Below are 25,952 nucleotides of genomic sequence, written 5' to 3'. Positions count from 1 at the left end.
ATCGCGCTGACCGATGCAGGTCGCTACTTCCTGGACCAAACTGAAAAAATGACGCAGCGGCTGCAGGAAACGGTTAACGCCACGCGCCGGATCGGCAAAAACGACCGCATCTGGTTCGGTGTCGGCTTTGTACCGTCCACGCTGTATGGACACATGCCGGCCCTGATTCGCCAGTTGCGCCAACTGAACACCCAGGTGGAAATCGGGCTGGTGGAAATGACCACCCTGCAACAATTTGAAGCGCTCAAATCGGGCCGAATCGATATCGGGGTCGGACGAATCCTGCTCAAAGACGACGAGATCGAGCGACTGGTCTTGACCGATGAACCGCTGGTTGTGGCGCTGCCCATCACGCACCGACTGGCCGATAACGCATCGGTCCGGCTTGCAGACATCATGGATGAACCGCTCATTCTGTACCCGACCAAACCGCGACCAAGCTATGCGGACCACGTGCTCAATCTGTTCAGGCAGAAAGGATATTCACCGCAGGTCATTCAGGAAGTCAATGAATTGCAGACGGCCATTGGCCTGGTGACTGCGACGATCGGCATTGCGATTGTGCCCGAATCGGTGCGTCGCCTGCATCGTGATGATGTCGTGTATGTGAATCTGGACGAACCGGGGTTCACTTCGCCCATCATGCTTAGTTGGCGCAAAAACGATCACTCGGCGTTCCTTAAGCAAACCATAGGCCTGTTCAAGCGTACCGCCATCTGAACATAGCTCATGCGGTTCACCTGCAGGCAACCACGATTGGTATCCCGGTTGTCTCCGTTGTCTCCGTTGTCTCCGTTGTCTCCGTTGTCTCCGTTGTCCGTTGTTTCCGCTATCTCCGTTACGCCAGCAAGTGCGGGCACGGCCGCCCTGAAACCACCTGGCGGCAAACTGCGGTATCCGTTCAAAGTTCAAGCCGGTATCCGACGCTGGTTTCAGTCAGAATAAACCGGGACCGGGCCGGATCCTGTTCCAGCTTGTGCCGCAGATGACCCATGTATATGCGCAGATAGTGTGCTTGATCCAGAAAAGCCGGCCCCCGTATAGCGGTTGTTGGCAGATAGGCCGGCGAACGCACTGCCATTGTTATTGGCCGCAGAGGTAAAGGCGTACAGCACTTCTGACAGGCCATGCGCGCCCGGGCCAAGGCAACCCGCAGCCGGCATCGGGTTTATTCGGCGTGTACCAACTTTGCAGGCATCAACATGCTGGTGCGCCGCCAGATTGGCCATTCCCAAGGGTCAGTCACCGCTGTGGGCTGCCGACAGCCGGTTTGGCAATCGAATATGGTTTATAAAGGAGCATGTGAGCGTTGCGGGTGCAGTATCTTGTTATGAGCGTTGCAAAGCAAGGGCTACTATGCCCTGGGCACGATCCCTGTTCAGCCGACGCTCATATTGTTATGAACGAATATTGATGAGACATGAAAAAACACGGTGCATTTGAATCTGGCTGCCTGGGATGGGTAACGCGAACGCTGGGGATTGCCGCCCTGGCACTGGTGATCGGCCTGTTTCCCGGCCTAGCCCGGGCGCAAGATCAAGGCGCCGCATCCAAGCCGGTGACGGTCGGTGTTTATGAAAGCCCGCCTTTTGTCCTGCGGGAAAATGGGCAATATGCCGGCATGGCAATCGAGCTTTGGCAATCTCTTGAAGACAAGCTGCAGCTGTCGTCAACCTATCGAAGTTATCCCTCTTACCGCAAACTAATAGAAGCGGTTGGCAAGGGAGAGATAGATGCTGCAGTAACGAACCTCACCATTACCAGGCAGCGGGCGCAATCGATCGCATTTACACAACCGTGGTATGACTCTGGCCTGAGAATCATGACGCCGAGCACGGGCGCGGGCTCGTTTCAGGATATTATCGATGGGCTGTCGGACAGTGGGCATTTGACCACCTTTGCCTGGCTGCTGATTATCACCCTGTTTGCGACGGTCATCATTACGTTGCTGGATCGCAGGCTGGATCGTGAATTTCCGCGCAGATGGCGGGAAGGCCTGGCTGACAATTTTTTCCATACCATGTCGATCATGACCACGGGCAAGACCACACACAAAAACCTGTTTGGATGGATTGGCCGTATATGGTCGGCATTATGGATGGTGCTGGGCGTGGCCATCATTGCCTATGTCACCTCATCGATCACAAGCGTCATGACAACGACGTCGCTGACCAGCCAGATTCATTCTCTGTCGGATCTGTCCGGCAAGACCGTTGGTGTCCTGGGAGGCAGCGTGGGCGAAGATTATGTGCAGAACCTGGGAATCCGGACACAAAACTACGACACGCTGGACGCGTCGATCGAGGGTTTGATATCGGGCGAGGTTGATGCGCTTGTAGGGGATGCGCCCGTCCTGGAATACTTTGCCCATTCCCAGCCAGGCCAACCCGTTCGCCTGATCGGCGCCGTGTTTCATCCGGACAAGTACGGGTTTGGTTTTCCCTTGCAAAGCGAGTTGTTGCGGCCTGTCACCCTGGAATTGCTTGGCTTGCACGAGCGCGGCGACATACACAAGTTGCGCATGAAGTATTTCGGCAATACGCGTTAGCCGGCAGATGCCCCTGCCGGCAGGCTTGCGCTGCTTTGTGCTTATTCTGAATATGCCTTGAACTGGCCTGATTGCTCGTCGCGGACAAACAGCACGCCGGTGGCCACGCCAAAATAGGCGCCATGCAGTTTCAGCAGGCCCGCTTCTACGCGTTCGCGAACGGCAGGAAAGGTCATCAGATTGGCCAGGCTATACTCGACAACGGCCCACTCCAGTTGCCGGATCCAGCCCTGGCGATCTTGCGTCGGCGGTCCCAGACGCTCGACAACCGGCGCGATCTGCGACATCCATTTACCAATGAAATCCCGCTTGGACAAGGGCGCCGCCTTATTGGCAAACGCCGCCACGCCACCGCAACTGGCATGGCCCAACACCACAATGTGCTTGACCTGCAGTGCATTGACACCGAACTCGATGGCGGCACTGGTGCCGTGATACGACGAATCGACGTCCGGTTCACAGGGCGGCACCAGATTGGCAATATTTCGCACCACGAACATTTCACCCGGCCCCGCATCAAAGATGATTTCGGGCGCAACGCGGGAATCCCCGCAGCCGATGACCATGATTTCCGGGTGCTGGCCGCGTTGGCCCAGCTGTTCATAGCGCGCGCGCTCGCGTTCGAGCCGGCCATGAAGAAAAGAAGCGTAGCCATCGGTTAACCGTTGGGGGAACATATTCGGGTCCTGAATTCAAAATTTAAGCCGTTTATTTTACTCTTATTTTTTTCGACCCTGGCGACCGGACCATCCTTAGTCCAACCTGAGTTAAAACGGCGACATTAGCGGTGAAAATCACATGAAAAAACGCAAAAATCGCCAGAAATATCTTGACAGCGCACCAATCATCGCTATACTTCAAGCATCAAGGGGAGTAGCTTTCTTCCGCCGCATCGTCATTACGGCTGTCATGCAGTTATCTGCAGACGCCCGGTGCCCGGGCAACACATCCATGTTGCAGCAAGACCTTGCCACCAAGGGCAAGGTGCATCCTCAGATAAATGATGGCCTGTGTCCTTGCGGATCAGGCCGTTTTGTTTTGTCTGATGCTCCTCTCAGACTCTTCGTGCATCCTCTTGGGATTCACGAGCCCGACAGGCGTCCCGATCCGTTTTATTCCAACATTCAATTAGACGGATTCATGGTGAATTATGCTTGAACTTTTACAGACACTAAGCTGGGCAGCGGTATTTCAAATTATCCTGATTGATATCCTGCTGGGCGGCGACAATGCAGTTGTCATTGCGCTGGCCTGCCGCAATCTGCCGAAAAAGCAGCGGATGCAGGGCATTCTATGGGGCACCGCCGGTGCCATTATCCTGCGGGTTGCATTGATCGCTTTCGCGCTGACACTGCTAACCGTGCCTTTCCTGAAGATCGTAGGCGCACTGCTGCTGATTTGGATCGGTATCAAATTGCTGATCCCGGAAGATGATGCTCATGGCAACATAAACGGCGGGACAACGGTTTTCTCGGCGTTCAAAACCATTCTCATTGCTGATTTCGTCATGAGCCTGGACAACGTGATCGCCATCGCCGGTGCAGCCCAGGGCGCAAATCCGGAGCATCAGCTTGGTCTTGTGATCTTCGGCCTTATCGTCAGCGTTCCGATCATTATCTGGGGCAGTACGCTTGTGCTCAAGCTGATCGACCGTTTCCCGAGCGTAGTACTGTTTGGCGCCGCACTGCTGGGCTGGATCGCCGGCGGCATGCTGATCACGGACATCTTCATTGTGGAAAGATTTGGCGAGCCTTCTACTATGCTGAAGCTGACTGCAGAGATTATCGGCGCCCTGCTGATCGTCGTGGTGGGGCGCACAATCGCCCAGCGTAAAAAAACCGCGGCACTGAGCAACACGTGATGCACCGTCGTGCGCGCACCGGTCTGACCGATGCAGGCGCACGACGCAGCAGAACGAGATACATCAGCCGCGCTTGAACACCGGACCGCCAACAGGCGAGAACCCGGCCAATCGCGGCCGTTTTCTGAGAATTACATATGCGCTAATGCATGTGTAATTTTTTTTGCCTGAAGCCTTTACGAACAACGGCCCTGGCCGGCGAGGTGATTATTGAACAATCGCCAGGGTTATTGGCGCATGCCGATTGCCAGGCGGTTGAATGCGCTCATCAAGGCAATGGCAAAGGTCAGGTCGGAAATTTCCGCATCGCTAAAATGCGGCTTGAGCGGCTCAAAGTCTTCATCCGGCGCGCTGGTCTTGTCCACATGGGTGAGCGCCTCGGCCCAGGCCAGTGCCGCACGTTCGCGCTCGCTGAAGCGCTCGCTGGCACGCCATCCGGCCAGACTGTCCAGTTTGGCATCGGCGATATCGCCGGCACGCAGTTCCCTGGTATGCATTTCCAGGCAGAAAGCGCAGCCGTTAATCTGCGACATACGCAACCATACCAGTCCGATCAATTGCTTGCCAAGGCTGCTCTTTTCCAGCGCCTTCTTGGTTGCACCCAATCCCTGATAGGCCTCGGGCGACAAGGTCCAGTAAGGTAAGCGAAGGATACTCATATAAAAAATCTCCGGTTAAAGACGGGTTAGGTTGGATCGAGCGGCCACGACAAAGAACGCAAGGGCAAAGAGTCGATCTGTTCTTTGTCCGGTCGGCAAATCATATGAGCAATAGTAGAGTAATAATGGCCCAGCAAACAGGTGCAAGAAGCAGCTAATGATATGGTCCATAAATTGAACAAAGACATGTAATTTTTATGTAATTATGCCTTCGGTTGCATATTCACTTGAAAGCATATATTATTGAGGCCACAAAATGCAGATCTGATTCATCTTTTGATGCTGTCACCATGTACAGTTATCTACGTGACAGACCTGTTATCCAAGCGAATTCGCATCCAATTTACGCATTTCATTCATGCAGAGGCCAGAATCATGCCCAAAAAATCCAGCAAAGAATCGATGCCCCGTACTGATCGTGATGCCGACAAAAGCGGCAAGCGTACACGCACCGCAGCCGGCCAGGTATTGAAAGTGGCAACGCTCAAAGATCTGCGCAAGGCCACCGGCCACACCCAGGAAGACCTGGCCATTGCGCTGGATATTGGCCAGGGCACCATCTCGCGCATAGAAAAGCGCAGCGACATGTTGGTGTCTACGTTGCAGCATTACATCGAAAGCCTGGGTGGCAAGTTGCAAATCGTGGCTGCGTTTACCGACCGTCCACCCATTGTGGTGGAGCGCCTGGGCAAGAAAATACCGCCTCATCAAAAAAACACTTCTATGAGTTCTTCACAAGTTATGACATCTGTTGATACCTGATACACCATGCAAACGCCTTCTACCCCTTACTACCTGATCGATAAATCTGCGCTGTTGCGCAACCTGCACGTCATCGACTACATCCGCCAGCAGTCTGGCGCCAAAGTATTACTGGCGCTCAAGTGCTTTGCCACCTGGTCGGTTTTTGATCTGATGCGCCAGCATATGGATGGCACGACGTCTTCATCCCTGTATGAAGTCAAACTCGGATTTCAGAAATTCGGCGGTGAAACGCATGCATATAGCGTGGCCTTTGCCGATCATGAAATTGACGAAGTGATTGCCAACTGCGACAAGATCATCTTCAATTCCATCAGTCAACTCACGCGCTTTGCCCCCGCAGCGGGCGACAAACCTGTCGGCCTGCGCCTCAACCCAGGCGTCAGTTGCGCCGGCTTTGATCTGGCCGATCCTGCCCGTCAGTACAGCAGGCTGGGCGAAAGCGATCCGGCACGCATTCTGTCTGTGCTGGACAGGCTCGATGGCATCATGATTCATAACAATTGTGAGAATGGCGATTTTGCACGTTTTGATCAGTTGCTTACCCAGGTTGAAAATGACTACGGCGCGATCCTGCCTCACCTTAAGTGGGTCAGCCTCGGCGGCGGCATCAGCTTTACTGCACAAGACTATCCGCTGGATACTTTTTGCGAGCGCCTGCGGCGATTCGCACAGCAATACAACGTGCAGGTGTATCTGGAACCAGGAGAGGCTGCCGTGCGCCACAGCACAACGCTGCAAGTCAGCGTCCTGGATATCGTCGTCAACGAGAAGCAGTTGGCGATTGTGGACAGCTCCACCGAAGCCCATATGCTGGACCTGTTGATTTACCGTGAAACCGCGCCGGTTGGCGATGACACCGGCGAGCACACTTATATGGTTTGCGGCAAAACCTGTCTTGCAGGCGATATTTTCGGCGAAGGCCGCTTTGCCCGGCCACTACAAATCGGTGACCAGATTGCCATCGGCGATGCCGGCGGCTACACCATGGTGAAGAAAAACTGGTTTAACGGTATTCATATGCCTTCCATCGCTGTCAAAGACGAGGATGGCTCCGTGCGCGTCGTGCGCGACTTTTCCTTTGACGACTACGTCAACAGCCTGTCCTAGGACAGGCTGCTTGTATTTAACAATTTGGGGGATTATCCAATGAAACGCAACGTTCTGATCATCGGCGCCGGCGGCGTCGCACACGTGGCAGCACACAAATGCGCACAGAACAATATTTTGCTTGGCGACATACATATTGCATCACGCACCGTGGCCAAATGCGAAGCCATTATTGCCTCTATCAAGGACAAAGGCAGTAAACACGGCCCCGGCCGCCTGCAGGCACACGCCCTGGACGCGCTCGACATCGAGGCCACCAAAACACTGATCCGTGAGACCGGCAGTCAGATCGTCATCAATGTTGGCTCGCCCTTTCTGAATATGTCCGTCATGGCTGCATGCATAGACACCGGCGCAGCTTATCTGGATACTGCCATTCATGAAGACCCGGACAAGGTATGTGAACCGCCACCGTGGTACGGTAACCATGAATGGAAGCGACGCGATGCCTGCAAAAAAGCCGGCGTGACCGCATTGCTAGGCGTTGGATTCGATCCTGGCGTGGTCAATGCCTATGGCCGTTTTGCCCTGGATACCTATTTTGATCATGTCGAGTCCATTGACATCATCGACATCAACGCCGGCAGCCACGGCCGTTACTTTGCCACCAACTTCGACCCGGAAATCAACTTCCGGGAGTTCACCTCTACCGTCTGGTCCTGGGAGCAAAATCGCTGGAAAGCCAGCAAGATGTTCGAGCATCGCCAGCAATGGGAAATGCCTGTAGTTGGCAATCACACGACATATCTGACCGGCCATGACGAGCTGCATTCCATGTCGAAAAACCTGGGCGTTCCCAACATCCGGTTCTGGATGGGTTTTGGCGACCATTACATCAATGTGTTTAACGTCTTGAACAGCCTGGGCCTGCTCTCTGAAAAACCCGTGCGTACGGCTGAGGGTGATGAAATTGTGCCGCTTAAAGTCATCAAGGCTGTGCTGCCCGACCCGGCGTCACTAGCCCCTGGATACACGGGCAAAACCTGCATTGGCGACCTGGTAAAGGGCACGAAGAATGGTATGCCTCAGGAAGTGCTTATCTATAACATTTGTGATCATGAAGAGAGCTACGAAGAGGTGGGCAGCCAGGCCATTTCGTACACTGCCGGCGTGCCGGTTGTCGCCGCCGCCATGCTGATTGCCAATGGCATATGGGATGCCGGACACATGGTCAATGTAGAAGAACTTGACCCCGCACCGTTTATCGAACAAATGAACCGGATGGGGCTGGTCACGCGCGTACGTGACGACAAAGGCGATCGGGTGCTGGAGCCGCAAAGGGAGCTGTTGATGCTGGCCCCGCAAGAGGAACCGAACAGCACGGTGGCATTCGACTATTTTGCTCATGACCAGGCCGTGCTTGCAAAAAGCCCGCCATCCCGACAGCACGATATGATGGCAGAGCGGCAACGCCTGACCGGCTGATTAGCCGGATTGTTTGCCGCAAATCGTGAATGGATAGTGAAAGCATCAGCCCCTGCCGCGCAAGCCGGGGTTGACGCTGCCATGCAGAGGCACCATTGCCCCTTCGCTTAAAGCGCGAGTTCGGCCTTCAGTTCTTCATATTGATCGGGATACGACTGCTGCACGAGCGCCAATTGATGCTCGATAGACTCCAGTTCCTTTTGAGCCGATTCCAGATACCCGTTCCGCTTTAGCCTTTTGTAGATGTCAATCTGATTTCTCAGCACATCGCGATCGAATGACAATTCAACGTTCACCAGTTTACTCTCCGCCATATATATTGATACCGAGCACAAAGTCTATTGCATAGACAAGTCATATTTATTACAAGGCCAGCGCTTTGTGTGCCTGTAGACAACTTGTCGCCATAAACAACTGTCCCTCGCCGATAAAAAGTATAAATCATCAAAAAAACCCATCCTCGGCAACATTGGGCAAGGCTGGCAAATCACGTTATTGAATCTGGTATTTTCATTTTGATATTCGATCTTTGATGCGTTTTTCTTTTACCAAAAAGAATAGATCAAGGCCGCTCATTCACCCGTGAACGCGGGCTGTTGTATTGTCGGCGGCACGGACGCGTCCCCCGGCAGTTGGCTCCACCAATCGCCCAGCGCATCAATCAGCGGCACAAGCCCCTGCCCGCCCGCCGTCAGGGAATATTCCACACGCAAGGGATAGCCTTCAAACACCTTGCGCTGGACAATGCCGGCATTTTCAAGTTTGCGCAATTCAAACGTCAGCATCTTATGCGAGACCGTTGGATTATCCCGCTTCAGATCGCTGAATCGCTTGACGCCGTCTTTCAGGTAATAGACCAGCAGCGTCGGCCAGCGCCCGCTCAATACCTGCATGACCTCCTCGATGGGACAGTAAGAGACCAGATTTTTCATAATGCTCCCGATGATGGTTACCAAAAAGTGCGTAATTTACTTGGAACTGAATATGCAACGATAATGCATGCGCAAGCCGCACTGGCTATCACACATGAATTATGGAGAATATTTTGATAGAACCGATTTTACTCTATGGCGTTCCCGCCGGCAGTTCCATGGGACTGATTGCAGCCCTGGAATGGCTGGGCAAACCCTACCGCCTGTGCCGCGTAGACATGCTGAGCGAAATGCTTGAACCGGCTTACCTGCGTATCAACCCCAGACGGGAAACGCCGGTCCTGATTACCGATCAGGGACAGGTCCTGACCGAGACAATGGCGATTGCCAACTGGCTGCAAGACCGGGACACCGAAAGACGTATCAGCTTTGCGCCAACCTCGCCTGACACTGATCGCATGCATCAGCTCATGGCCTTTATCAACACGGGCTTCACTGGCGCTTTTGTCCCGCTATGGCAGGCATGGGAGATGGAAAATCCGGACCCTCAAGTAAAAAAGATATTACAGCAGGCGGGCAATGCCGGCGTCATCAATCGTCATGACAAACTGGAGCAAATGGTTGGCGACAACCCCTTCCTGCTAGGCGCACAACCTTGCCTGGCCGATGCGATCTTTATAGGCGTCGCCCGATGGCTGGAGATCCACCAGGTGGCCGATCCTGCACGATGGCCCAAAATTGCAGCCATGCGCGAGCGCATAAGCTGCACGCCTGCTGTCGCCTTTGCAACTGCCATAGAAAATGGCGATACGCTGGCCGGATCCGATTCGTTCCTTGGACACCTGCCACTGAATGAAGTGATCGAACGATTTGGTGCGTGATTGAAGCGAGGCAGGAGCATGATACGCCGGCACGCTTCGCGCTCCTGCTCAGATTACCGGCTGTGGGTGGCGCACCTGCAATATCCATAATGACATCATGTGGCTCACAAGGCTGAACGGATCGTAGACCCCGTGCGCCGCAATGGCCCCAGATACTTTTCGACGGCCTGTTCCCGGGTAATCTGGCCGGCAGGAAGACTTATATTGATCGCCGCCAGCGCTTTCCCTTCCAGATCTTTCACGGTAATAGCCAAACCGCAAATGGCTTCATCCAGCTCTGCGTCTACCCACGCATACCCCTGCTCTCTGGTTCGCTCGATTTCAGTGCGCAGCTTTTCACGGTCGGTAATAGTCTGGTTCGTCAGTCGCTTAAGCGCTGCGGTTGCTAGAAAACCGTCGATGACCTCCTGCTCCGATTCCGCCAGAAGCGCCCGCCCCATGGAAACCGCATTGGCTGGCAGGCGGCTGCCCAGTGTCGGACTGGATCGAAGAATTCTATAGGTTGGGATTCTGACTACATAAACAATCTCGTTTCCATCCAGGATCGACATCGCACATGACTGCTGAATGGATTGCGACAGCTCTTCCAGCTCCAATTGTGCCTGCCGCCAAAACGGCAGCGAGTAAAAATAAGAAAGCCCAAGATTGAGCGCTTTGGGAGTGAGCGCGTACCCGCGCCCTGCGGCATTTGTATAGCCAAGGTCAGTCAGCGTGAGCAGGTAGCGCTTGACGACTGACCTGCTCAATCCGGTATCTTCGGCAACACCCGCGATATTCATACCCAGTTTGCTGCGACCCAACGACTCAATAACCTGCAATCCCCGAGCAAAGGTGCGCACGAATGACTCACTGTCCGGACTGGCCATATTTAACTCTCCTGCTTATTTATATAAAGCCGTCTAGCATACCCGACGGTCCCGCCCAATAGAAGCGAATACGTCCATGTGTATTGTCATATCAGGCTTCATATCGTCCATTTGTTTCTTGAAACGCGAACAAATGTGTATTTATACCATTGACACGTCCGGTAAAGCTATCTAGAATAGTTCGTACAGCGGTTATTAACAACCGCTTAGCGGTTGTTTTAAATGACAGCAAATTTGGTTTATTTATATCGGAGGCATATATGGAATATAAGTACGACACCGATTTCTGGGCAGGCAATACTGCCCGGAAAATCTGGGACGATATCGTCCCCGGTGCCCCACGCGAGACAATCCCCTACACCCTGACAAAGGAAGCGATCCACAAGTTATGCAAAGCAACGGGCGACATGAATCCTCTGTTCATTGATGAGGAATACGCCAAAACGACCAAATGGGGTGGCCTTATCGCACCGCCCTCCATTCATGTATTGCTCATGTTTTCATGCACGCCCAACGATGATTGGATGCGCAGTCCGGGAACGATCAACGCAGGCCAGTCCTGGAGTTACAACCAGCCGGCCCGCCCGGGAGACGTCATTACGTTGCAGGCACGCGCGCTGGACAAGTTCATCAAAGGCAACCGCCTGTTTGCCGTTCATGACAACGTCTTCTTCAACCAAAACAACGAAGTTATTTGCTCCGGCCGCGGCTGGACGATTCGGCCGATGTAAGGAACAAGACATGGAAAATACATTCGAAATCAAAGAAGGCCTGCAAATCAAAGGAGTGCCCTTTGAACCCACCCGTGAAACGATCTGGGAATTTTGCGAAGCGTCTCTCGATTACAACCCGCTGCACTGGGACGACAAGTACATGGAGTCAGACTTTGGCAAGACAAATTTCGGCGGAATTATCATGCATGGCATGTCCAACTTCAGCCTGATCACCAAAATGATGACCGATTGGGCATTGCCACTTGGAGGTACTCACCGACGTTTGGAAACCCGCTGGAAGTCTCCAGTCAAGCCTGGTGACACGATAACCCCCAATGGGGTTGTCAAAATCGTCAAGAAAACAGAAAAAGCCCACTGGGTTGTTGTTTCAGTTGCAGTAACGAACCAGCAAAATACGCTCGTGGCTGAAGGAGAAGCCATGGTGGAATTTTCTGACGCCTAGAAGTGTAAAACCTGTGCCGTCTACACCGACGGCCCTATTCTTATTCTGGAGACAAGTCATGAAACATATAATTCGCGTAGTTACCGGGGTACTTGCTGCGTTAGCATGCACCCCCGCAGTGGCAGCCAGCTATCCCGATAAAGCGGTGACCATCGTTGTTCCGTTTCCGGCCGGCGGCACCACCGACGTGCTTGCCAGGCACTTGGGCAAGGCGTTGTCCGAAAAATGGGGTCAGCCCGTCGTCATTGAAAACAAAAGTGGCGCCAGCGGCACGATTGGATCTGCGGATGTTGCCCGTAGCACCCCAAATGGATATCGATTACTGGTGACTGCGACGCACCATATCATTAACCCCACTTTGCTCAAGGAAACAATTGCTTATGACACTAAGGCTGCATTCAGCAATATAGCCTTGGTAGCGTCAGTGCCCAACGTTCTAGTCGTTAATAAAAATTTCGAGGCGAAAAACGTACAAGACCTGATTAAGATGGCCAAAGAAAAGCCTGGGACGATCAATTTTGGTTCCGCCGGGATCGGTGGCGCCAACCATCTATCCGGTGAGCTCTTTGCGCACATGGCGGGGGTTAAATTAACCCATATCCCGTACCGCGGCGCAGCTCCATCCCTGAATGATTTGCTGGCCGGCCAGATACCGGTGATGTTCGATTCGGTGCCGGGTGTTCTGGCGCATATCCAGTCCGGGTCCTTGCGTGCTCTTGGCGTGACCTCTAAAGAGAGGGTCCCTCAACTTGAAGACACCCCCACGATTGCCGAGGCTGGCGTGAAAGACTTCGAGGCCATCTCAATATTCGGCTTATACGGACCAAAAGACATTCCCGGTGCTGTGCTGAAGCAAATCTCAAGCGATGTCAGAGATGCCCTTCAATCAGCAGACATCAAAAAGAAATTTGCCGCACTGGGCGCAACACCCGGAGACCTGTCTCAGCCGCAATTCGATGCTTATGTAAATAAGGAGATCGATAAATGGTCTGAAGTCATCCAGCAGGCCAATATCACGCTTCCGAAATAACAGAATAGTCAGTATTAACAGGATAAAACACCATGTTGGAGAATATCTTTAATCAGTCTGGACAAGGCAGCGACGATAAGGCGCTATCGAATATCCGAGTGCTCGATCTGACGCGTATCCTTGCCGGGCCTTGGTGTACACAGAATCTGGCTGACCTGGGCGCCGAGATAATCAAGGTCGAACGACCTGGAAACGGCGACGATACCCGAGCCTGGGGCCCTCCCTGGTTACCCGGTCAGCAAAAGGATCTGCCTGCAGACTCTTCATACTATTCTGCTGCCAACCGGGGAAAGCGCTCGGTGACAATTGATATCACCACGGAGCAAGGTCAGGCGCTGATTAAACGGCTGGCCAGAATAAGCGATGTGTTTATAGAAAATTTCAAAGTCGGGAATTTAAAAAAATATGGGCTCGATTACGAATCCATACGTAAGGAAAACCCCCAAATCATCTATTGCTCTATAACAGGCTTTGGTCAGGACGGCCCCTATTCACATCGCCCCGGTTACGATTTCGTATTCCAGGGAATGGGGGGAATGATGAGCATCACCGGTGAAAAAGACAGCCTTCCCGGTGGGGGCCCTCAGAAGGTGGGAATCGCCCTGGCCGATATCATGACCGGCATGTATTCCACTATCGCGGTGCTGGCGGCAATCAATCACCGGAATAAATCGGGTAAGGGTCAATATATCGATATGTCGTTGCTCGATTGCATTGTGGCCCTGGGCAGCAACCAGATTACGGGCTATTTTTCCAGCGGCAACGTGCCTGCCAGAATGGGGAATGCCCACATGAGCCTGGTTCCCTATGGCGTTTACCCCACGCTAGACGGGCACATCATCATCGCTATCGGCAATGACGAGCAGTGGCAACGCTACTGCTCGGTCATCGACCGTCATGATCTTGCCAGCGATGAGGATTTCACCAAGGTCACAGGCCGCATCGTCAATCGGGAACGCCTTGACGCCAATCTGAATCAAACCATGCAAACCCGCAGCTCTGCCGATTGGCTGGAAGTGCTGGAAAAAAATGGTGTTCCTTGCGGCCCCATCAATAACTATGAGCAGGTATTTCAGAACGAGCAGGTCATCCATCGCAAGTTAAAAGTCGATCTGGAACGCGAAGACGGCGCCCGTATCAGTGCAGCGGCTTCCCCGCTGCGATTGACAAGTACACCGCCAACATACGACCTGCCTCCTCCTGTCGTCGGGCAACATACAGATGAGATATTGCAACAGGTGTTGAACGTCGATGATGGTGAGCTGGCTCAATTGCGTAAATCACGCGTGATATGACTATTGTGTAAATCAAATTATAGTAAAGAGAGTATCCATGAACAATCTGATGCAAGACGCCTTTATTTGCGACGCTATTCGTACGCCCTTTGGACGCTATGGGGGTGCGCTGTCCACGATCCGCACCGATGACCTGGCGGCAATGCCCATTTCGGCCCTGATGAAGAAAAATGAGAAGGTAGATTGGTCGGCAATCGACGATGTCATCTTCGGATGCGCCAATCAGGCCGGCGAAGACAATCGCAATGTCGCCCGCATGGCCACATTATTGGCAGGTCTTCCGGTTCAGGTGCCTGCCTCTACACTGAATCGCTTATGCGCCTCCGGCCTGGACGCCATCGGCACTGCGGCGCGCGCGATCAAAAGCGGTGACGCACAAATGATGATTGCCGGTGGCGTCGAGAGCATGTCGCGTTCACCATATGTCGTTGGCAAGGCGTCTACCCCCTTTTCCCGTCAGCAACAAATGTTCGACACCACATTGGGCTGGCGATTCGTCAATCCGCTGATGAAACAGAACTTTGGCATCGACTCGATGCCTGAAACTGCCGAAAACGTCGCAACGCAATTTGGCATCTCGCGTCAGGATCAGGACGCGTTTGCCTATCGCAGTCAACAGCGCGCAACGCAAGCGATCGCCGCCGGCCTGTTCGACGACGAGATTATGCCCGTTACCATTGCCAACAAAAAATCTGAACAGACCATTGTCGCTCGCGATGAACACCCGCGGCAAACAAGTTTGGAAAAACTGGCACAACTCAAGCCGATTGTCAGGAGCGATGGCACCATCACCGCCGGAAATGCCTCCGGCGTCAATGACGGCGCATGCGCCGTGCTGCTTGCCACTGGCGATGCAGCAAAAAAATATGGCCTTGAGCCCAAAGCCCGTGTCGTTGGCATGGCTTTCGCAGGTGTAGAACCCAGAATCATGGGCTTTGGTCCTGCGCCTGCCGTGCGCAAGGTGCTTGCCCTGACCGGTCTGCATATCCACGATATGGACGTGATCGAACTCAATGAGGCATTTGCCGCGCAGGCGCTGGCCGTGACACGCGATCTCGGCCTGGCTGATGATGCAGCACATATCAACCCAAACGGAGGCGCTATTGCCCTGGGCCATCCGCTAGGCGCGTCCGGCGCCAGATTGGCAATGACAGCTGTCAACCAACTGCACCGGACCGGCGGACGCTATGCACTGTGCACCATGTGCATCGGCGTAGGACAAGGTATTGCAATCGTGCTGGAACGGGTGTGAGCGATCGCAGCGACATGGGAGCGGACCGTGATTAACAAACTATGCGACAGCGCGATTGACGCGGTCAATGACATTCCCGATGGGGCGACGATCCTGGTGGGTGGATTCAGTGGCGCAGGCGTACCGGACGTGCTCATCAGCGCATTGCTCGAGCATGGCGCGAAAGATCTCACACTGGTCCACAACAATGCCGGCAATGCCTTGCTGGGCGTGGCCAGGCTCCTGGACGCGGGCCGTGTCAGAAAAATGATATGTTCATTCCCCCGCTCCTGGGAATCCCACGTGTTCGAAGGCCTGTATCGTGAGGGAAAAGTTGAGCTGGAGTGCGTGCCACAAGGCACGCTCGCTGAACGGCTTCGTGCGGGCGGCTCAGGCCTTGGTGGAATATTTACACCGGCTGGCTTCGGCACTGATTTGGCACGCGGCAAGGAGGCCCGTGTGATCGGGGGCCGCGGCTACATTTTTGAACACGCGTTAACTGGCGATTTTTCTTTGGTCAAGGCACGTCATGCCGACCGGTGGGGCAACCTTCAATACCGCATGACCGCACGCAACTTTGGCCCGGTCATGTGCATGGCAGCAAAAACCACCATCGTAGAAGTAGACGATGTGGTTCCCTTGGGCATGATGGACCCTGAAACCATTGTGACATCGGGCGTTTTTGTTCAAAGAGTAATCAATCTTAAAAAGGTAACAAAATGAGCGAGTGGCAACCTGTTTCTCGAGAACATATGGCAAGACGCGTCGCACAGGATGTTTTCCCCGGCGCAGTGGTCAATCTCGGTATTGGGATGCCTGAACTGGTGGGAAACTATTTTGCGGCTCAGGACGAGATCATCGTCCATACGGAAAACGGCATTGTCGGATCAGGTCCGATTGTTGATGGCAGCCTGCAGGACTTTGATCTGATCAATGCAGGACGCAAGACAGTCAGTCTGGTCTGCGGCGGCCATTTTGTGGATCATGTGGATTCATTTGCTCTGGTGCGGGGCGGGCACCTGGACATCACTATACTCGGCGCGTTTGAGGTATCCGCTTCGGGGGATCTGGCAAACTGGTCCACTGGCGCAGACGCAAATTTGCCTTCCCCTGGTGGGGCAATGGATCTTGTCGTGGGCGCGCGCAGTGTATTTGTCATGATGAATCTTTTTGGAAAGAACCAGCAAGCGCGGCTCGTTGAGCAATGCACGCTGCCATTGACAGGCGCGCGCGTTGTAAAACGTCTTTACACCGATCTTGCTGTCTTTGAGTTTTCAGATGCTGTTCCCACCGTGCTGGAACTGGTTCCCGGAACAAGCCTGGATGCGTTATCGCGGCGATTAGGGCTTTCACTGCAGCCGGCGCCCGCTGGTATTGGCAATTACAGTTGCTGAACCAGGTCCCGCAGTAAGCCGGCCGGCCGCGTCTATTTTGTGGCTGCCCGCAATTGTGAAGCGCTAGCGTGAAAATTTTGAAGGAACCTGATCAAATTTCCAGAAACAACTCGGCTAGCGTAGAGCGAAGCCAGCGGTTCCCCGGGTCCTGGTGATAGCGCTCGTGCCAGTGTTGCTTGATGGAAAAGTCCGGAAACCTATAGGGAGGAGCGAGCGCCTTGACATGCGCAATTTTGACCAGTATTTTGGCGACCCGCCCGGGGAGCGTGGCCATCAGATCGGTATTGGCCAGCAAATTGCCGACACCCGGAAGGGTAGGTAACGACAGGGCAACTTTACGCTGTGTTCCTTGACGTTTCAGTTCCCGTTCAACAATCTCGTTTCCGGTACCTGGCGCTATCAGAACAACATGCCGTTCACTTTTGAACCTGCTTTGGGTCAGTTTGGTCTCAATACGCGGATGGTCGCGTCGCACCACGCAGGCAAATCCATCTTTGAACAACTTCTGTTGGTAGAAACCCGCCTCAAGCTCGGGCATATAACCTATGGCAAGATCTGCATCCCCCGATTCCAGTAGTTTTCCTGTATCAGCCTTGATACGCAGAACTTCAATCTGGACATTGGGCGCCACCCTGGCCACCTTATTCATCATTGCCGGCATAAATTCAAGATGACTGATGTCCGTCATGGATATTCTGAACGTCCTGAACGACGATGCCGGATCGAATTCAGCCTGTTGCTCAGTGGCCAGCTGCAGCAATTGCAAAGCCTGACGCAATTGTGGTACGAGCATAGCGGCCCTTGGGGTTGGCATCATCCCATTCCCAGTACGTACGAACAACTGATCATTGAAACGACGCCGCAACCGCGCGAGCGCCAGGCTGACCGACGTTTGCGGAATGCCGAGATTTTCGCCGGCCCGACTGACGCTGCGAGTCTTGTATATTTCATCAAAAACGGCTAGTAGCTTCATGTCCATTATTTAATTTCCTGCTAGCGTGTATTACCTGTCCTCGATCGACGCAATGATACCCGGTCCCTAAAATGCACACAAGAACCAGACATAACTGGCACAACCCGCACATTCCAGGAGACATCACATGAAATCGATCGCGTTTCGACTTTTTTTTCTTGCCACGCTCACGATCACCGGCACAGGCGCCCTTGCAAACAATTGGCCTGCCGGGCCCGTAAGTATCGTCGTCCCTTTTGATGCCGGCTCTACCCCTGACTTTACCGCTCGCCTTATCGGTGAACGCCTGGCGGCAAGACTACACCAACCCTTCGTAGTGGAGAACAAGAGCGGTGCAGCAGGCAATATCGGGACCAACGTCGTTGCCAAAGCAGACGCCGATGGGCAAACGATCGGGGTGAGCATTGCTGGAGCGCTGGGCGTCAATGCCCTTTTGTTCAGGAACATGCCGTACGACGTAGCCAGGGACATCGAATTGGTCACCGTGGCCGTGTCGCAACCCTCGGTGCTGGTGGTCGGATCCAAACTGGCCACGACCGATACCAAGCAGTTGGCCGCTTTGATGAAAGCCAACTCGAAACTCAGTTTCGCGTCTATCGGCGCGGGGTCCATTTCGCATCTGGCAATGGCGGCCCTGGTGGCCAAAACGGGCGGAGATGCCGTACATGTGCCCTACCGGGGATCGGGTGCGGCGGTCACTGCTGTTCTGTCGGGTGATGTCGACATGGCGTTGCTGCCCGCAGCAGCTGTAATGCCCCATGTTAAAGCAGGCAAGCTGCGCGCATTGGCGGTTGCCTCGCCTGCCAGATCTCCTTCGCTTCCCGACATACCCACGTTGGCCGAAAGCGGTCTGCCGAACATAAAGGGAGACGCCTGGATCGGCTTCATTGTGCCGGCCAAAACCCCCGCTTCCATTGTCAATGCCTTGCATGAGAACCTGGTTCAGATTCTGGCCGAACCGGCGGTCCAAAGCAGACTTCGCACCCAGTACATGGACCCGGTGGGTAACTCGCAAGCCGATTTCGGCAAGCTGCTGCAAGCAGATTTAGCACGCTGGAAACAGGTAGTCGAACAAAACAATATCAAACTTAATTAACACTTTGACAAGGACAGCATCCATGACAACCTTACCATCGACCTTGTTAGAGCCATCACGAAATCTGCCGGTTTTTGGCGAGTATGACGTCGTTGTCATCGGCGGTGGTCCTGCTGGACTTGCCGCTGCAGCCAGCGCCGCACGCCATGGCGCCCAAACGCTACTGGTGGAGTCCTATGGCTTTCTCGGAGGCATGGGCACCGCCGGCGGCGTAACCAACTTCGCAGGCCTCTACGGTCGCCACAACGGTCAAATGCAGCAGCTGGTACGCGGTGCAGTAGATGATCTGCTGTCGCGCCTTGAAGCGCTGGGCGGCCTGAACCGGCCTCAGGATGGAATGCAAGGACGCATCAGGGTTCGCTCGTACGATACGTCCATATACAAATGCGCGGCCGACCAATGGATGCTGGCTTCAGGCGTGAACTTATTATTTCACGCCAGTGCCTGCGCAGTGCTTATGGACGACACCCGCATCAACGCCCTCGTGGTCGAGACCAAATCAGGCAGACAGGCGATCCGGGCCAACGTTTTCGTTGACTGCTCAGGCGACGCAGACGTGGCAGTATTTGCCGGTGTCCCCCATGAAATAGGTGACGGACACGGCAGCGGACTCTTTCCGACGACGATGTTTCGTGTCGGTCACGTGGACGCCTCACAAGCACTGCCTGCAGTGGGTGAGTTCAAGGCCATCAACGACTTTATGGAACGTGCACAAAGGGAACACCCGGGACGGTATCGCTTCCCGCGAGATGGCGCCATCCTAAGACCGCAAATCCATTCTTCCGAATGGCGAGCCAATGTCACTCAAATTGCCAACGCCGATGGTCGCGCCTTGAACGCAGTGGATGCCAATGAGCTGAGCGCCGGAGAGGTAGAAGGCAGACGCCAGGTTCTTGAATACTTTCAATTTCTTCGCGAACAGATTCCGGGTTTCTCTGAAGCGCGTATCGTCGAAATCGCGCCACAAATCGGCATTCGTGAGACTCGTCGCATTCAGGGATGTTATGCGTTGACGGGTGACGACATCCTCAATTCTGCCCGCTTTGACGACAGGATCGGCATGAACGCCTGGCCCATGGAATTGCATCAATCCGGCGGTATTTCATGGGGATTCCCATCGGATCCAGACCGGGCATACAACGATCTGCCGTGGCGGATGCTGGTGCCGGTCCAGGTGCAAAATCTGCTGATTGCGGGACGCTGTGCCTCAATGACTCACGAGGGGCAGTCTGCAGCCAGGGCCAGCGGCGCATGCTTCGTTATGGGTCAGGCGGCCGGCACCGCCGCCGCAATGGCAGGCACGACACCGTTGCAATCGTTCGATCCAGTACATCTGCAGCAGACCTTGCGCGCGGACGGATGCCTGCTGGAGCCATGAAACCAAGATGGACATCGCCACTTGGTCCATGCTCCAGTCATGACCGATGCGGAGCAGATCCACGCAACGGGCGACGCGCTTATACAGTGGCAGCAAGATTGGACACCATTGAAAACTGGAGGCTACACCTCTGATGCACTATCATATTCATGCGCGACTTCTCGCAAGCAGTTCATGGCCAGGCGCAAGGCATGCGACATGAACGCTTCCTTGCTCCAGTACATGGCGACTGCCCCTGATCCGGACAAGCGCATTGGCAGGATCCTGAGTACATTCATTTGCGCCAGACGCAGGGAGGCTCGAACCGAGGCCACGCCTATCATGTCGCTATTGTTCAGGAACATGAGATTGGCTGTAACGGAATTGGTCTCTATCGTATCCTGCGCCAGGTTCTGCCCTGCCGCTGCCAGTGCAACATCCAGCGCATTGCGCACCGGCGTGCCTTTTGGCCAGACTAACCAGCGATAAGCATGCAAATCCGACCAGCGCAGGCTGCTGACTTGCAAAAGCGGGTGCCCTGGACGTACGACGAAGTGAATACCGTCAAAGAACAGGTTCTCGGTCTCCAGATTCGGGCTGCCCAGATCCGTATCGGCTCGACCCAACACAATATCCAGCGCCCCCTGCTCCAGCTGAGAAATCAACCGGTCAGTGGTTCCTTCAACAAGATTCACCCGGGCCTTTGGCATATGTGTCAGCAGACGCATGATGGCCAGCGGGACAGTGTCAGACGCGGCAACACCGCTTGCGCCGATCATGACCCGTCCGCTACCGCCTTCACGCAGCATTTCCATATCACTGCTGGCACGATCCAGCTGAATGTCGATTTGCCTGGCGTGAGCAATCAGCATCTCTCCATAGGGCGTCGGAATCAGGCCACGCGCATGGCGCTCGAACAAGGGCAAGCCAATATCTTCCTCAAGGTCTTTCAACCATTTGGACAGCCCTGGCTGAGTAGTATGCAGTCTTGCTGCAGAATGACTTATGTTGTGCGTTTGCGCCAGGCTAAGCAGCATTTTTACGTGGCGCAGCCGCAATCGATGTGTCCAATCCATGATAGGGCCCAGGTATATTGTTTTTTATATGAATGATAATAATATTTCATTTTAAATTATATGCCTGTACATCCATAATGGGTGGAAACCGGGCAATAGAAGGAGACAACCATGACGACAAAAAAAACCCAGAACGCCATTATTGTGGGTGGCGGCATCGGTGGCCTTGCAGCCGCGTTGGCCCTGACCCGCCAAGGTATTCAGGTGCAGTTGCTGGAGCAGGCTTCACAGATTGGTGAAATCGGCGCCGGCATCCAATTGGGGCCCAATGCCTTTTCCGCGCTTGATGCACTGGGTGTGGGCGAAGCGGCCAGGCAATGCGCCGTATTTACCGATCACATCATTATGATGGACGCCGTCGACAATACCGAGGTTTTGCGTGTCCAGACTGGTCAGCAGTTCCGAGAGCGTTTCAACGGCCCCTATGCGGTAATTCACCGGGCTGACATCCACGGCGCCATTCTGAACGGGGTACGCAACGATCCGCTGATCTCGTTTCAAACATCCACGCAAATCAAGACCTTTACCCAGACAGATCAATACGCCCAGGTGACGGACACGGCGGGCAACGTTTTCCGGGCAGATGTCGTTATCGGCTGTGATGGCGTTAAATCCGTGGTGCGTGATCACCTTATTGGTGACGCCACTCGTGTGACCGGCCATGTGGTGTACCGTGCTGTAGTAGACAAAGAAAACATGCCGGACGACTTGCGTATCAATGCGCCGGTACTCTGGGCGGGGCCCCGGTGTCACCTCGTGCACTACCCATTACGTGGCGGCGAGCAATACAATCTGGTCGTCACCTTTCACAGTCGACAACAGGAACAATGGGGTGCGCGCGACGGTAGCCAGCAAGAAGTGCTTTCCTATTTCGAAGGCATACATGAACGCCCCAGGCAGTTACTCGATCTGCCAAACTCCTGGCGCCGCTGGGCTACTGCGGACCGCGAGCCGGTCCAGCACTGGAGCGTTGGTCGCGCAACCCTTTTGGGCGATGCTGCACACCCCATGTCGCAATACATGGCTCAGGGCGCGTGCATGGCACTTGAAGACGCCGTCACACTCGGCTTGTCCATTGAGCAATGCCGCGGGGATTTGCCTGCCGCTTTCACGCTTTATGAGTCGTTGCGCATACCGCGCAGTGCCCGTGTCGTGTGGTCCACGCGCGAGATGGGACGGATCTATCATGCGGCAGGTGTAGAGCGTGCTGTTCGAAACTCGCTTTGGAAAGACACGCCACAATCTCGCTTCTATGACAACCTGCAGTGGTTATACGGATGGAATGCACAAAACTGCATGCAAGGCTATCGGCTTTGACGGCCACCTTCAACAAATAAATATATTCCAGGAGACACACCATGTTTTTTCGCAAACGCCGTACCCTGATGGCAGGTGCGCTTGCTCTCAGTTGCCTGGCCAGCACTGCATGGGCGCAGGCATCCGATTATCCTCAAAAAACCGTGACGTTGTACACCGCCTTCTCCATTGGCAGCGGCCCTGACGTGGTGCTGCGCATCCTGAGCCAGGCGCTTGGCAAGAAGTGGAAGCAGCCGGTGGTGGTCGAAAACCGCCCCGGCGGTGGTGGCTTCATTGCATTGGAGGCGGTAAGTAAACGGGCGCCTGACGGCTATTCCCTGCTACAACTGGATAGCGAGCATATTGCGGCGCTCCCGCATTTATACAAGACCCGTCACTACTTCCCGCTGGAGAAATTTGACCTGGTCGCGCCCTTGTTTTACACACCGTTTATGATCGCAGTCAGTGAAAAATCTCCCTGGAAAAATCTGACCGAGCTGATCGACGCGGCTAAAAAAAGCCCCGACAGCGTCACTTATGGGTCCTGGTTTGTCGGCAGTCCTGGCCATCTGGGCGGGCAATGGCTGGGCTCGCTGACAAATACCAAAATGCTGCACATTCCCTACAAGGAAGTAAGCCAGCTGTACACCGCGGTAGCCAATGCAGAAGTGGACTGGGCGTTTGGCACCATCCCGTCCACACGGCCGGTGTACGACAGCGGCAAACTGCGCTACCTGGCCATTGCCGCTCCCGAACGGCACAGTCTGTATCCCGATGTGCCCACCGTGGCACAAGCCGGTGGTCCTGGCGAGCTGGACGTCAATTCGATCGTATCGCTTGTCGCACCCAAAGGTATTCCTGTAGAAATACGTGACAAGATCCATGCTGATATTTCAGACATCCTGCGTGATCCCCAGGTACGCAAGCGTTTTGATTCCTTTGCCTTCGAGCCGTTGAACTGGACCTTGACCCAATTGCGCGAACGCCTTGATCAAAAATCGGCCACGTATAAAGACCTGATAGACAGCGCCAACATCAGTTTGGATTAAAAAACATAGGAACCATTGCCATGAGCGTGATTAATGCCATTCCCTCGCCTGTCCGGTTAACCGCCGTCGCGTCCCCGGGTCAACCGGAGCCGACACCAGAACTGGAACAGCTATACCGCGGTTTTGAGCGCGAGATGCTGGTGCCGCTGTGGACAGAAATTGGTGATCTGATGCCGATGCATCCAAAAAGCAAGGCCAGCGCCCACGTGTGGCGTTGGGACCGGCTGGTGCAATTGGCCGACGAAGCAGGCCGTATTGTACCGGTAGGCCGCGGCGGGGAGCGCCGTGCCATTGCGCTGGCCAACCCCGCGCTTGGCGGGCGCCCCTTTGCCACACCCACCCTTTGGGCCGCCATTCAGTATCTGATGCCTGGCGAAGATGCGCCAGAACATCGCCATACCCAGCACGCCTTTCGGTTCATCGTAGAGGGCGAAGGTGTCTGGACCGTAGTCAATGGCGATTCCGTGCGCATGTCGCGTGGCGATTTTCTGCCCCAAGGCGGCTGGAACTGGCATGCCCACCATAACGCGTCGATCGAGCCAATGGCATGGATTGACGGTTTGGATATCCCATTTTCCTCCTACACGGAATCGCAGTTCTTCGAAGTCGGACGCGACAAGCTCGATCCTCAGGAATACATCAAGCCAGAGAGGTCGCGCTCCGAACGCCTTTGGGCCCATCCGGGCTTGCGTCCTGTATCGCAACTGGACGATCAGGCCGCCACACCCTTGCTGGCCTACCGCTGGCAGGACACGGACCAAGCACTGAGCGAACAGCTCGCGTTGGAACAAGAAGGCTACAGCGCGACGCTAAGCCCAGGCCATGCAGCTGTGCGCTACACCAATCCGATGAATGGCCGTGACGTGCTTCCCACCATTCGCTGTGAGATGCATCGCATACGCAGCGGCGCACATACTCGAACCAAACGCGAGGTAGGCTCATCGGTGGTTCAGGTATTCGATGGGCAGGGAAGGGTCACCGTCGGCGAACACCAATGGGAGGTAAAGCGTGGCGATATGTTTGTTATACCCTCGTGGCAGCCTTTTACCGCCCTATGCGCTGCAGACCATTCATCGCTAGACCTTTTCCGCTTCAGCGATGCCCCAATTCTTGAAGCAGTCCATGCCTATCGCGAACAGTTCGACACGCCTTGACGCGCCGGGCCCGGCGCCCTCCTGCCCTCTTCACTCTCGCTTTCACCATTCCAGACTTCTGGATTGCATCCTTATTTCAGATCGGAAACACCATGACTACAATCAACTATCTTTGGACACCTCCTCCCGTACAGACCCTGCCCGTACTTGGCACTGAACAGCACGTCCCCATCAACCGTCTGTTCTTTGTGGGTCGCAACTATCACGCACATGCCACTGAGATGGGCAAACCCGTAGACAAGCGCACAGAACGCCCTTTTTACTTTACCAAGAGTGCGCAAACCTTGACACTGTCAGGCGCTACCCTCCCATATCCATCGGAAACCAGCAACTACCATTTTGAAATGGAACTGGTGGTCGCCATTGGCAAAGCGGGGTTCCGTATTTCTGCTGACCAGGCACATGAGGTTATCTATGGCTATGCTTGCGGCCTGGACATGACTCGCCGGGATCTGCAATTGCTCGCGCGCGACAAGGGACGCCCCTGGGATCTGGGTAAGGACGTGGAAAATTCAGCCGTTGCATCACCAATCCTGCCAATGCCAGGCAAGATCATTGAGCAAGGCGCCATTGAGCTATCAGTAAACGGTACAGTCAAGCAACGTTCCAATATCGACAAGCTTATCTGGAATATCCGTGAAATCATTGCAGACCTGTCCCTGTTCTACCACTTGCAACCTGGCGACCTGATTTACACAGGCACCCCGGAAGGCGTGGGTGCCGTCGTACCCGGCGACAAGATATCCGGCAGCGTTGACGGCGTGGGTGAAATTGAATTGACCGTAGGCCAGCCCGCGTAACGCGTTGCAGGATCAGCACAGAAAAGAAGGAATGAATGAAC

Annotated in this window: 28 protein-coding genes and 2 pseudogenes; 21 read left to right on the top strand and 9 right to left on the bottom strand. The window is 54.5% G+C overall.

Translation table 11 applies throughout. The features are described from left to right. The coding region (locus INT32_RS14415; protein ID WP_193089424.1) for a LysR substrate-binding domain-containing protein at window positions 1-720 on the top strand (720 nt) is incomplete at its 5' end. 181 nt (window positions 721-901) lie between these two features. Here INT32_RS14415 and INT32_RS14410 read toward each other — a convergent pair. Together INT32_RS14410 and INT32_RS22400 are read right to left on the bottom strand one after the other, a co-directional pair. Beyond that, window positions 902-1,036, bottom strand: a pseudogene (locus INT32_RS14410) (winged helix-turn-helix domain-containing protein); the annotation flags it as partial. Between the two features lie 4 nt (window positions 1,037-1,040). Next, window positions 1,041-1,154 (bottom strand): annotated as a pseudogene (locus INT32_RS22400) (potassium-transporting ATPase subunit KdpA); the annotation flags it as partial. A 266-nt stretch (window positions 1,155-1,420) separates the two neighbouring features. Here INT32_RS22400 and INT32_RS14400 point away from each other — a divergent pair. Beyond that, a complete protein-coding gene (locus INT32_RS14400) occupies window positions 1,421-2,548 on the top strand; it encodes a transporter substrate-binding domain-containing protein (RefSeq protein ID WP_226817059.1) in 1,128 nt (375 codons plus the stop codon). Between the two features lie 41 nt (window positions 2,549-2,589). Here INT32_RS14400 and INT32_RS14395 read toward each other — a convergent pair whose 3' ends face one another. Continuing rightward, on the bottom strand, window positions 2,590-3,225 hold the full coding sequence (locus tag INT32_RS14395) for a carbonic anhydrase (RefSeq protein ID WP_193089423.1): 636 nt from the start codon (window positions 3,223-3,225) through the stop codon (window positions 2,590-2,592). A 121-nt stretch (window positions 3,226-3,346) separates the two neighbouring features. On the opposite strand from INT32_RS14395, the gene INT32_RS14390 reads away from it, so the two are divergent. Both INT32_RS14390 and INT32_RS14385 read left to right on the top strand, forming a co-directional pair. Beyond that, window positions 3,347-3,706 (top strand): hypothetical protein, encoded by a 360-nt coding sequence (locus tag INT32_RS14390; RefSeq protein WP_193089422.1) that lies wholly within the window; start codon window positions 3,347-3,349, stop codon window positions 3,704-3,706. Then, entirely contained in the window at window positions 3,699-4,409 is a 711-nt protein-coding gene (locus INT32_RS14385) for a TerC family protein (RefSeq protein WP_193089421.1), read from the top strand. The genes INT32_RS14390 and INT32_RS14385 overlap by 8 nt, the downstream gene beginning before the upstream one ends. A 227-nt stretch (window positions 4,410-4,636) precedes the next feature. On the opposite strand, the gene INT32_RS14380 is transcribed toward INT32_RS14385, so the two are convergent. Beyond that, the gene (locus INT32_RS14380) at window positions 4,637-5,068 is read right to left on the bottom strand and encodes a carboxymuconolactone decarboxylase family protein (protein WP_193089420.1); all 432 of its coding nucleotides are present in this window, start codon (window positions 5,066-5,068) and stop codon (window positions 4,637-4,639) included. Window positions 5,069-5,443: 375 nt separating this feature from the next. Between INT32_RS14380 and INT32_RS14375 the strand changes: the two genes are divergently transcribed. From INT32_RS14375 to INT32_RS14365, 3 genes are read left to right on the top strand one after another with little or no spacing between them, the layout of a single operon-like run. After that, window positions 5,444-5,830, top strand: coding sequence for a helix-turn-helix transcriptional regulator (locus INT32_RS14375; RefSeq protein WP_193089419.1), 387 nt, complete (start codon window positions 5,444-5,446; stop codon window positions 5,828-5,830). Between the two features lie 6 nt (window positions 5,831-5,836). After that, window positions 5,837-6,940, top strand: coding sequence for a carboxynorspermidine decarboxylase (locus INT32_RS14370; RefSeq protein WP_193089418.1), 1,104 nt, complete (start codon window positions 5,837-5,839; stop codon window positions 6,938-6,940). A gap of 39 nt (window positions 6,941-6,979) precedes the next feature. Beyond that, complete coding sequence (locus tag INT32_RS14365; RefSeq protein ID WP_193089417.1) at window positions 6,980-8,365, top strand: saccharopine dehydrogenase family protein; 1,386 nt, start codon at window positions 6,980-6,982, stop codon at window positions 8,363-8,365. Between the two features lie 107 nt (window positions 8,366-8,472). On the opposite strand, the gene INT32_RS14360 is transcribed toward INT32_RS14365, so the two are convergent. Both INT32_RS14360 and INT32_RS14355 read right to left on the bottom strand, forming a co-directional pair. Then, entirely contained in the window at window positions 8,473-8,661 is a 189-nt protein-coding gene (locus INT32_RS14360; protein ID WP_193089416.1) for a hypothetical protein, read from the bottom strand. A 276-nt stretch (window positions 8,662-8,937) separates the two neighbouring features. Then, complete coding sequence (locus tag INT32_RS14355) at window positions 8,938-9,297, bottom strand: helix-turn-helix domain-containing protein (RefSeq protein ID WP_193089415.1); 360 nt, start codon at window positions 9,295-9,297, stop codon at window positions 8,938-8,940. 113 nt (window positions 9,298-9,410) lie between these two features. Between INT32_RS14355 and INT32_RS14350 the strand changes: the two genes are divergently transcribed. Further along, complete coding sequence (locus INT32_RS14350) at window positions 9,411-10,118, top strand: glutathione S-transferase family protein (protein ID WP_226817057.1); 708 nt, start codon at window positions 9,411-9,413, stop codon at window positions 10,116-10,118. A gap of 104 nt (window positions 10,119-10,222) precedes the next feature. Here INT32_RS14350 and INT32_RS14345 read toward each other — a convergent pair whose 3' ends face one another. Continuing rightward, complete coding sequence (locus INT32_RS14345) at window positions 10,223-10,984, bottom strand: IclR family transcriptional regulator C-terminal domain-containing protein (RefSeq protein ID WP_193089414.1); 762 nt, start codon at window positions 10,982-10,984, stop codon at window positions 10,223-10,225. A 260-nt stretch (window positions 10,985-11,244) separates the two neighbouring features. Here INT32_RS14345 and INT32_RS14340 point away from each other — a divergent pair, with 260 nt between their 5' ends. Genes INT32_RS14340 through INT32_RS14310 form a run of 7 tightly spaced genes read left to right on the top strand, consistent with a single transcriptional unit; the run spans window position 11,245 to window position 17,110 of the window. Beyond that, window positions 11,245-11,715, top strand: coding sequence for a MaoC family dehydratase (locus INT32_RS14340; protein WP_193089413.1), 471 nt, complete (start codon window positions 11,245-11,247; stop codon window positions 11,713-11,715). Window positions 11,716-11,725: 10 nt separating this feature from the next. After that, a complete protein-coding gene (locus tag INT32_RS14335; RefSeq protein ID WP_193089412.1) occupies window positions 11,726-12,160 on the top strand; it encodes a MaoC family dehydratase in 435 nt (144 codons plus the stop codon). A gap of 58 nt (window positions 12,161-12,218) precedes the next feature. After that, complete coding sequence (locus INT32_RS14330; RefSeq protein WP_193089411.1) at window positions 12,219-13,190, top strand: tripartite tricarboxylate transporter substrate binding protein; 972 nt, start codon at window positions 12,219-12,221, stop codon at window positions 13,188-13,190. Window positions 13,191-13,222: 32 nt separating this feature from the next. Then, window positions 13,223-14,485: a CaiB/BaiF CoA-transferase family protein gene (locus tag INT32_RS14325; RefSeq protein WP_193089410.1), complete on the top strand. Its 1,263-nt coding sequence runs from the start codon at window positions 13,223-13,225 to the stop codon at window positions 14,483-14,485. Between the two features lie 37 nt (window positions 14,486-14,522). Further along, entirely contained in the window at window positions 14,523-15,737 is a 1,215-nt protein-coding gene (gene pcaF / locus INT32_RS14320; RefSeq protein ID WP_304519089.1) for a 3-oxoadipyl-CoA thiolase, read from the top strand. Between the two features lie 27 nt (window positions 15,738-15,764). Continuing rightward, complete coding sequence (locus INT32_RS14315) at window positions 15,765-16,439, top strand: 3-oxoacid CoA-transferase subunit A (RefSeq protein WP_193089409.1); 675 nt, start codon at window positions 15,765-15,767, stop codon at window positions 16,437-16,439. Continuing rightward, a complete protein-coding gene (locus INT32_RS14310) occupies window positions 16,436-17,110 on the top strand; it encodes a CoA-transferase (RefSeq protein ID WP_193089408.1) in 675 nt (224 codons plus the stop codon). Before INT32_RS14315 ends, INT32_RS14310 begins: the two co-directional genes overlap by 4 nt. A gap of 91 nt (window positions 17,111-17,201) precedes the next feature. Here INT32_RS14310 and INT32_RS14305 read toward each other — a convergent pair whose 3' ends face one another. Beyond that, window positions 17,202-18,089, bottom strand: a complete 888-nt coding sequence (locus tag INT32_RS14305; protein ID WP_193089407.1) for a LysR family transcriptional regulator — start codon at window positions 18,087-18,089, stop codon at window positions 17,202-17,204. 121 nt (window positions 18,090-18,210) lie between these two features. Here INT32_RS14305 and INT32_RS14300 point away from each other — a divergent pair, with 121 nt between their 5' ends. Beyond that, a complete protein-coding gene (locus INT32_RS14300) occupies window positions 18,211-19,179 on the top strand; it encodes a tripartite tricarboxylate transporter substrate binding protein (RefSeq protein WP_193089406.1) in 969 nt (322 codons plus the stop codon). 22 nt (window positions 19,180-19,201) lie between these two features. Then, window positions 19,202-20,557: an FAD-dependent oxidoreductase gene (locus tag INT32_RS14295; protein WP_193089405.1), complete on the top strand. Its 1,356-nt coding sequence runs from the start codon at window positions 19,202-19,204 to the stop codon at window positions 20,555-20,557. A gap of 122 nt (window positions 20,558-20,679) precedes the next feature. Here INT32_RS14295 and INT32_RS14290 read toward each other — a convergent pair whose 3' ends face one another. Continuing rightward, window positions 20,680-21,612, bottom strand: coding sequence for a LysR substrate-binding domain-containing protein (locus tag INT32_RS14290; RefSeq protein WP_193089404.1), 933 nt, complete (start codon window positions 21,610-21,612; stop codon window positions 20,680-20,682). 111 nt (window positions 21,613-21,723) lie between these two features. On the opposite strand from INT32_RS14290, the gene INT32_RS14285 reads away from it, so the two are divergent. The 4 genes from INT32_RS14285 (at window position 21,724) to INT32_RS14270 (ending at window position 25,911) form a co-directional block, all read left to right on the top strand. Next, window positions 21,724-22,929: a 3-hydroxybenzoate 6-monooxygenase gene (locus INT32_RS14285; protein ID WP_193089403.1), complete on the top strand. Its 1,206-nt coding sequence runs from the start codon at window positions 21,724-21,726 to the stop codon at window positions 22,927-22,929. A 41-nt stretch (window positions 22,930-22,970) separates the two neighbouring features. Next, window positions 22,971-23,957 carry a tripartite tricarboxylate transporter substrate binding protein gene (locus tag INT32_RS14280; protein ID WP_193089402.1) on the top strand — a complete coding sequence of 329 codons (987 nt, stop codon included), beginning with the start codon at window positions 22,971-22,973 and terminating at the stop codon, window positions 23,955-23,957. A gap of 20 nt (window positions 23,958-23,977) precedes the next feature. Next, window positions 23,978-25,111 carry a cupin domain-containing protein gene (locus INT32_RS14275; protein ID WP_193089401.1) on the top strand — a complete coding sequence of 378 codons (1,134 nt, stop codon included), beginning with the start codon at window positions 23,978-23,980 and terminating at the stop codon, window positions 25,109-25,111. A 92-nt stretch (window positions 25,112-25,203) separates the two neighbouring features. Continuing rightward, a complete protein-coding gene (locus INT32_RS14270; protein WP_193089400.1) occupies window positions 25,204-25,911 on the top strand; it encodes a fumarylacetoacetate hydrolase family protein in 708 nt (235 codons plus the stop codon). Window positions 25,912-25,952: the final 41 nt, after the last annotated feature.

Origin of the sequence: Advenella sp. FME57 (genome assembly GCF_014897675.1) — a bacterium.
Lineage (GTDB): Bacteria > Pseudomonadota > Gammaproteobacteria > Burkholderiales > Burkholderiaceae_B > Advenella.
Note: the sequence above shows the minus strand (reverse complement) of the source record. Positions and strands in the feature narration are given on the sequence as shown.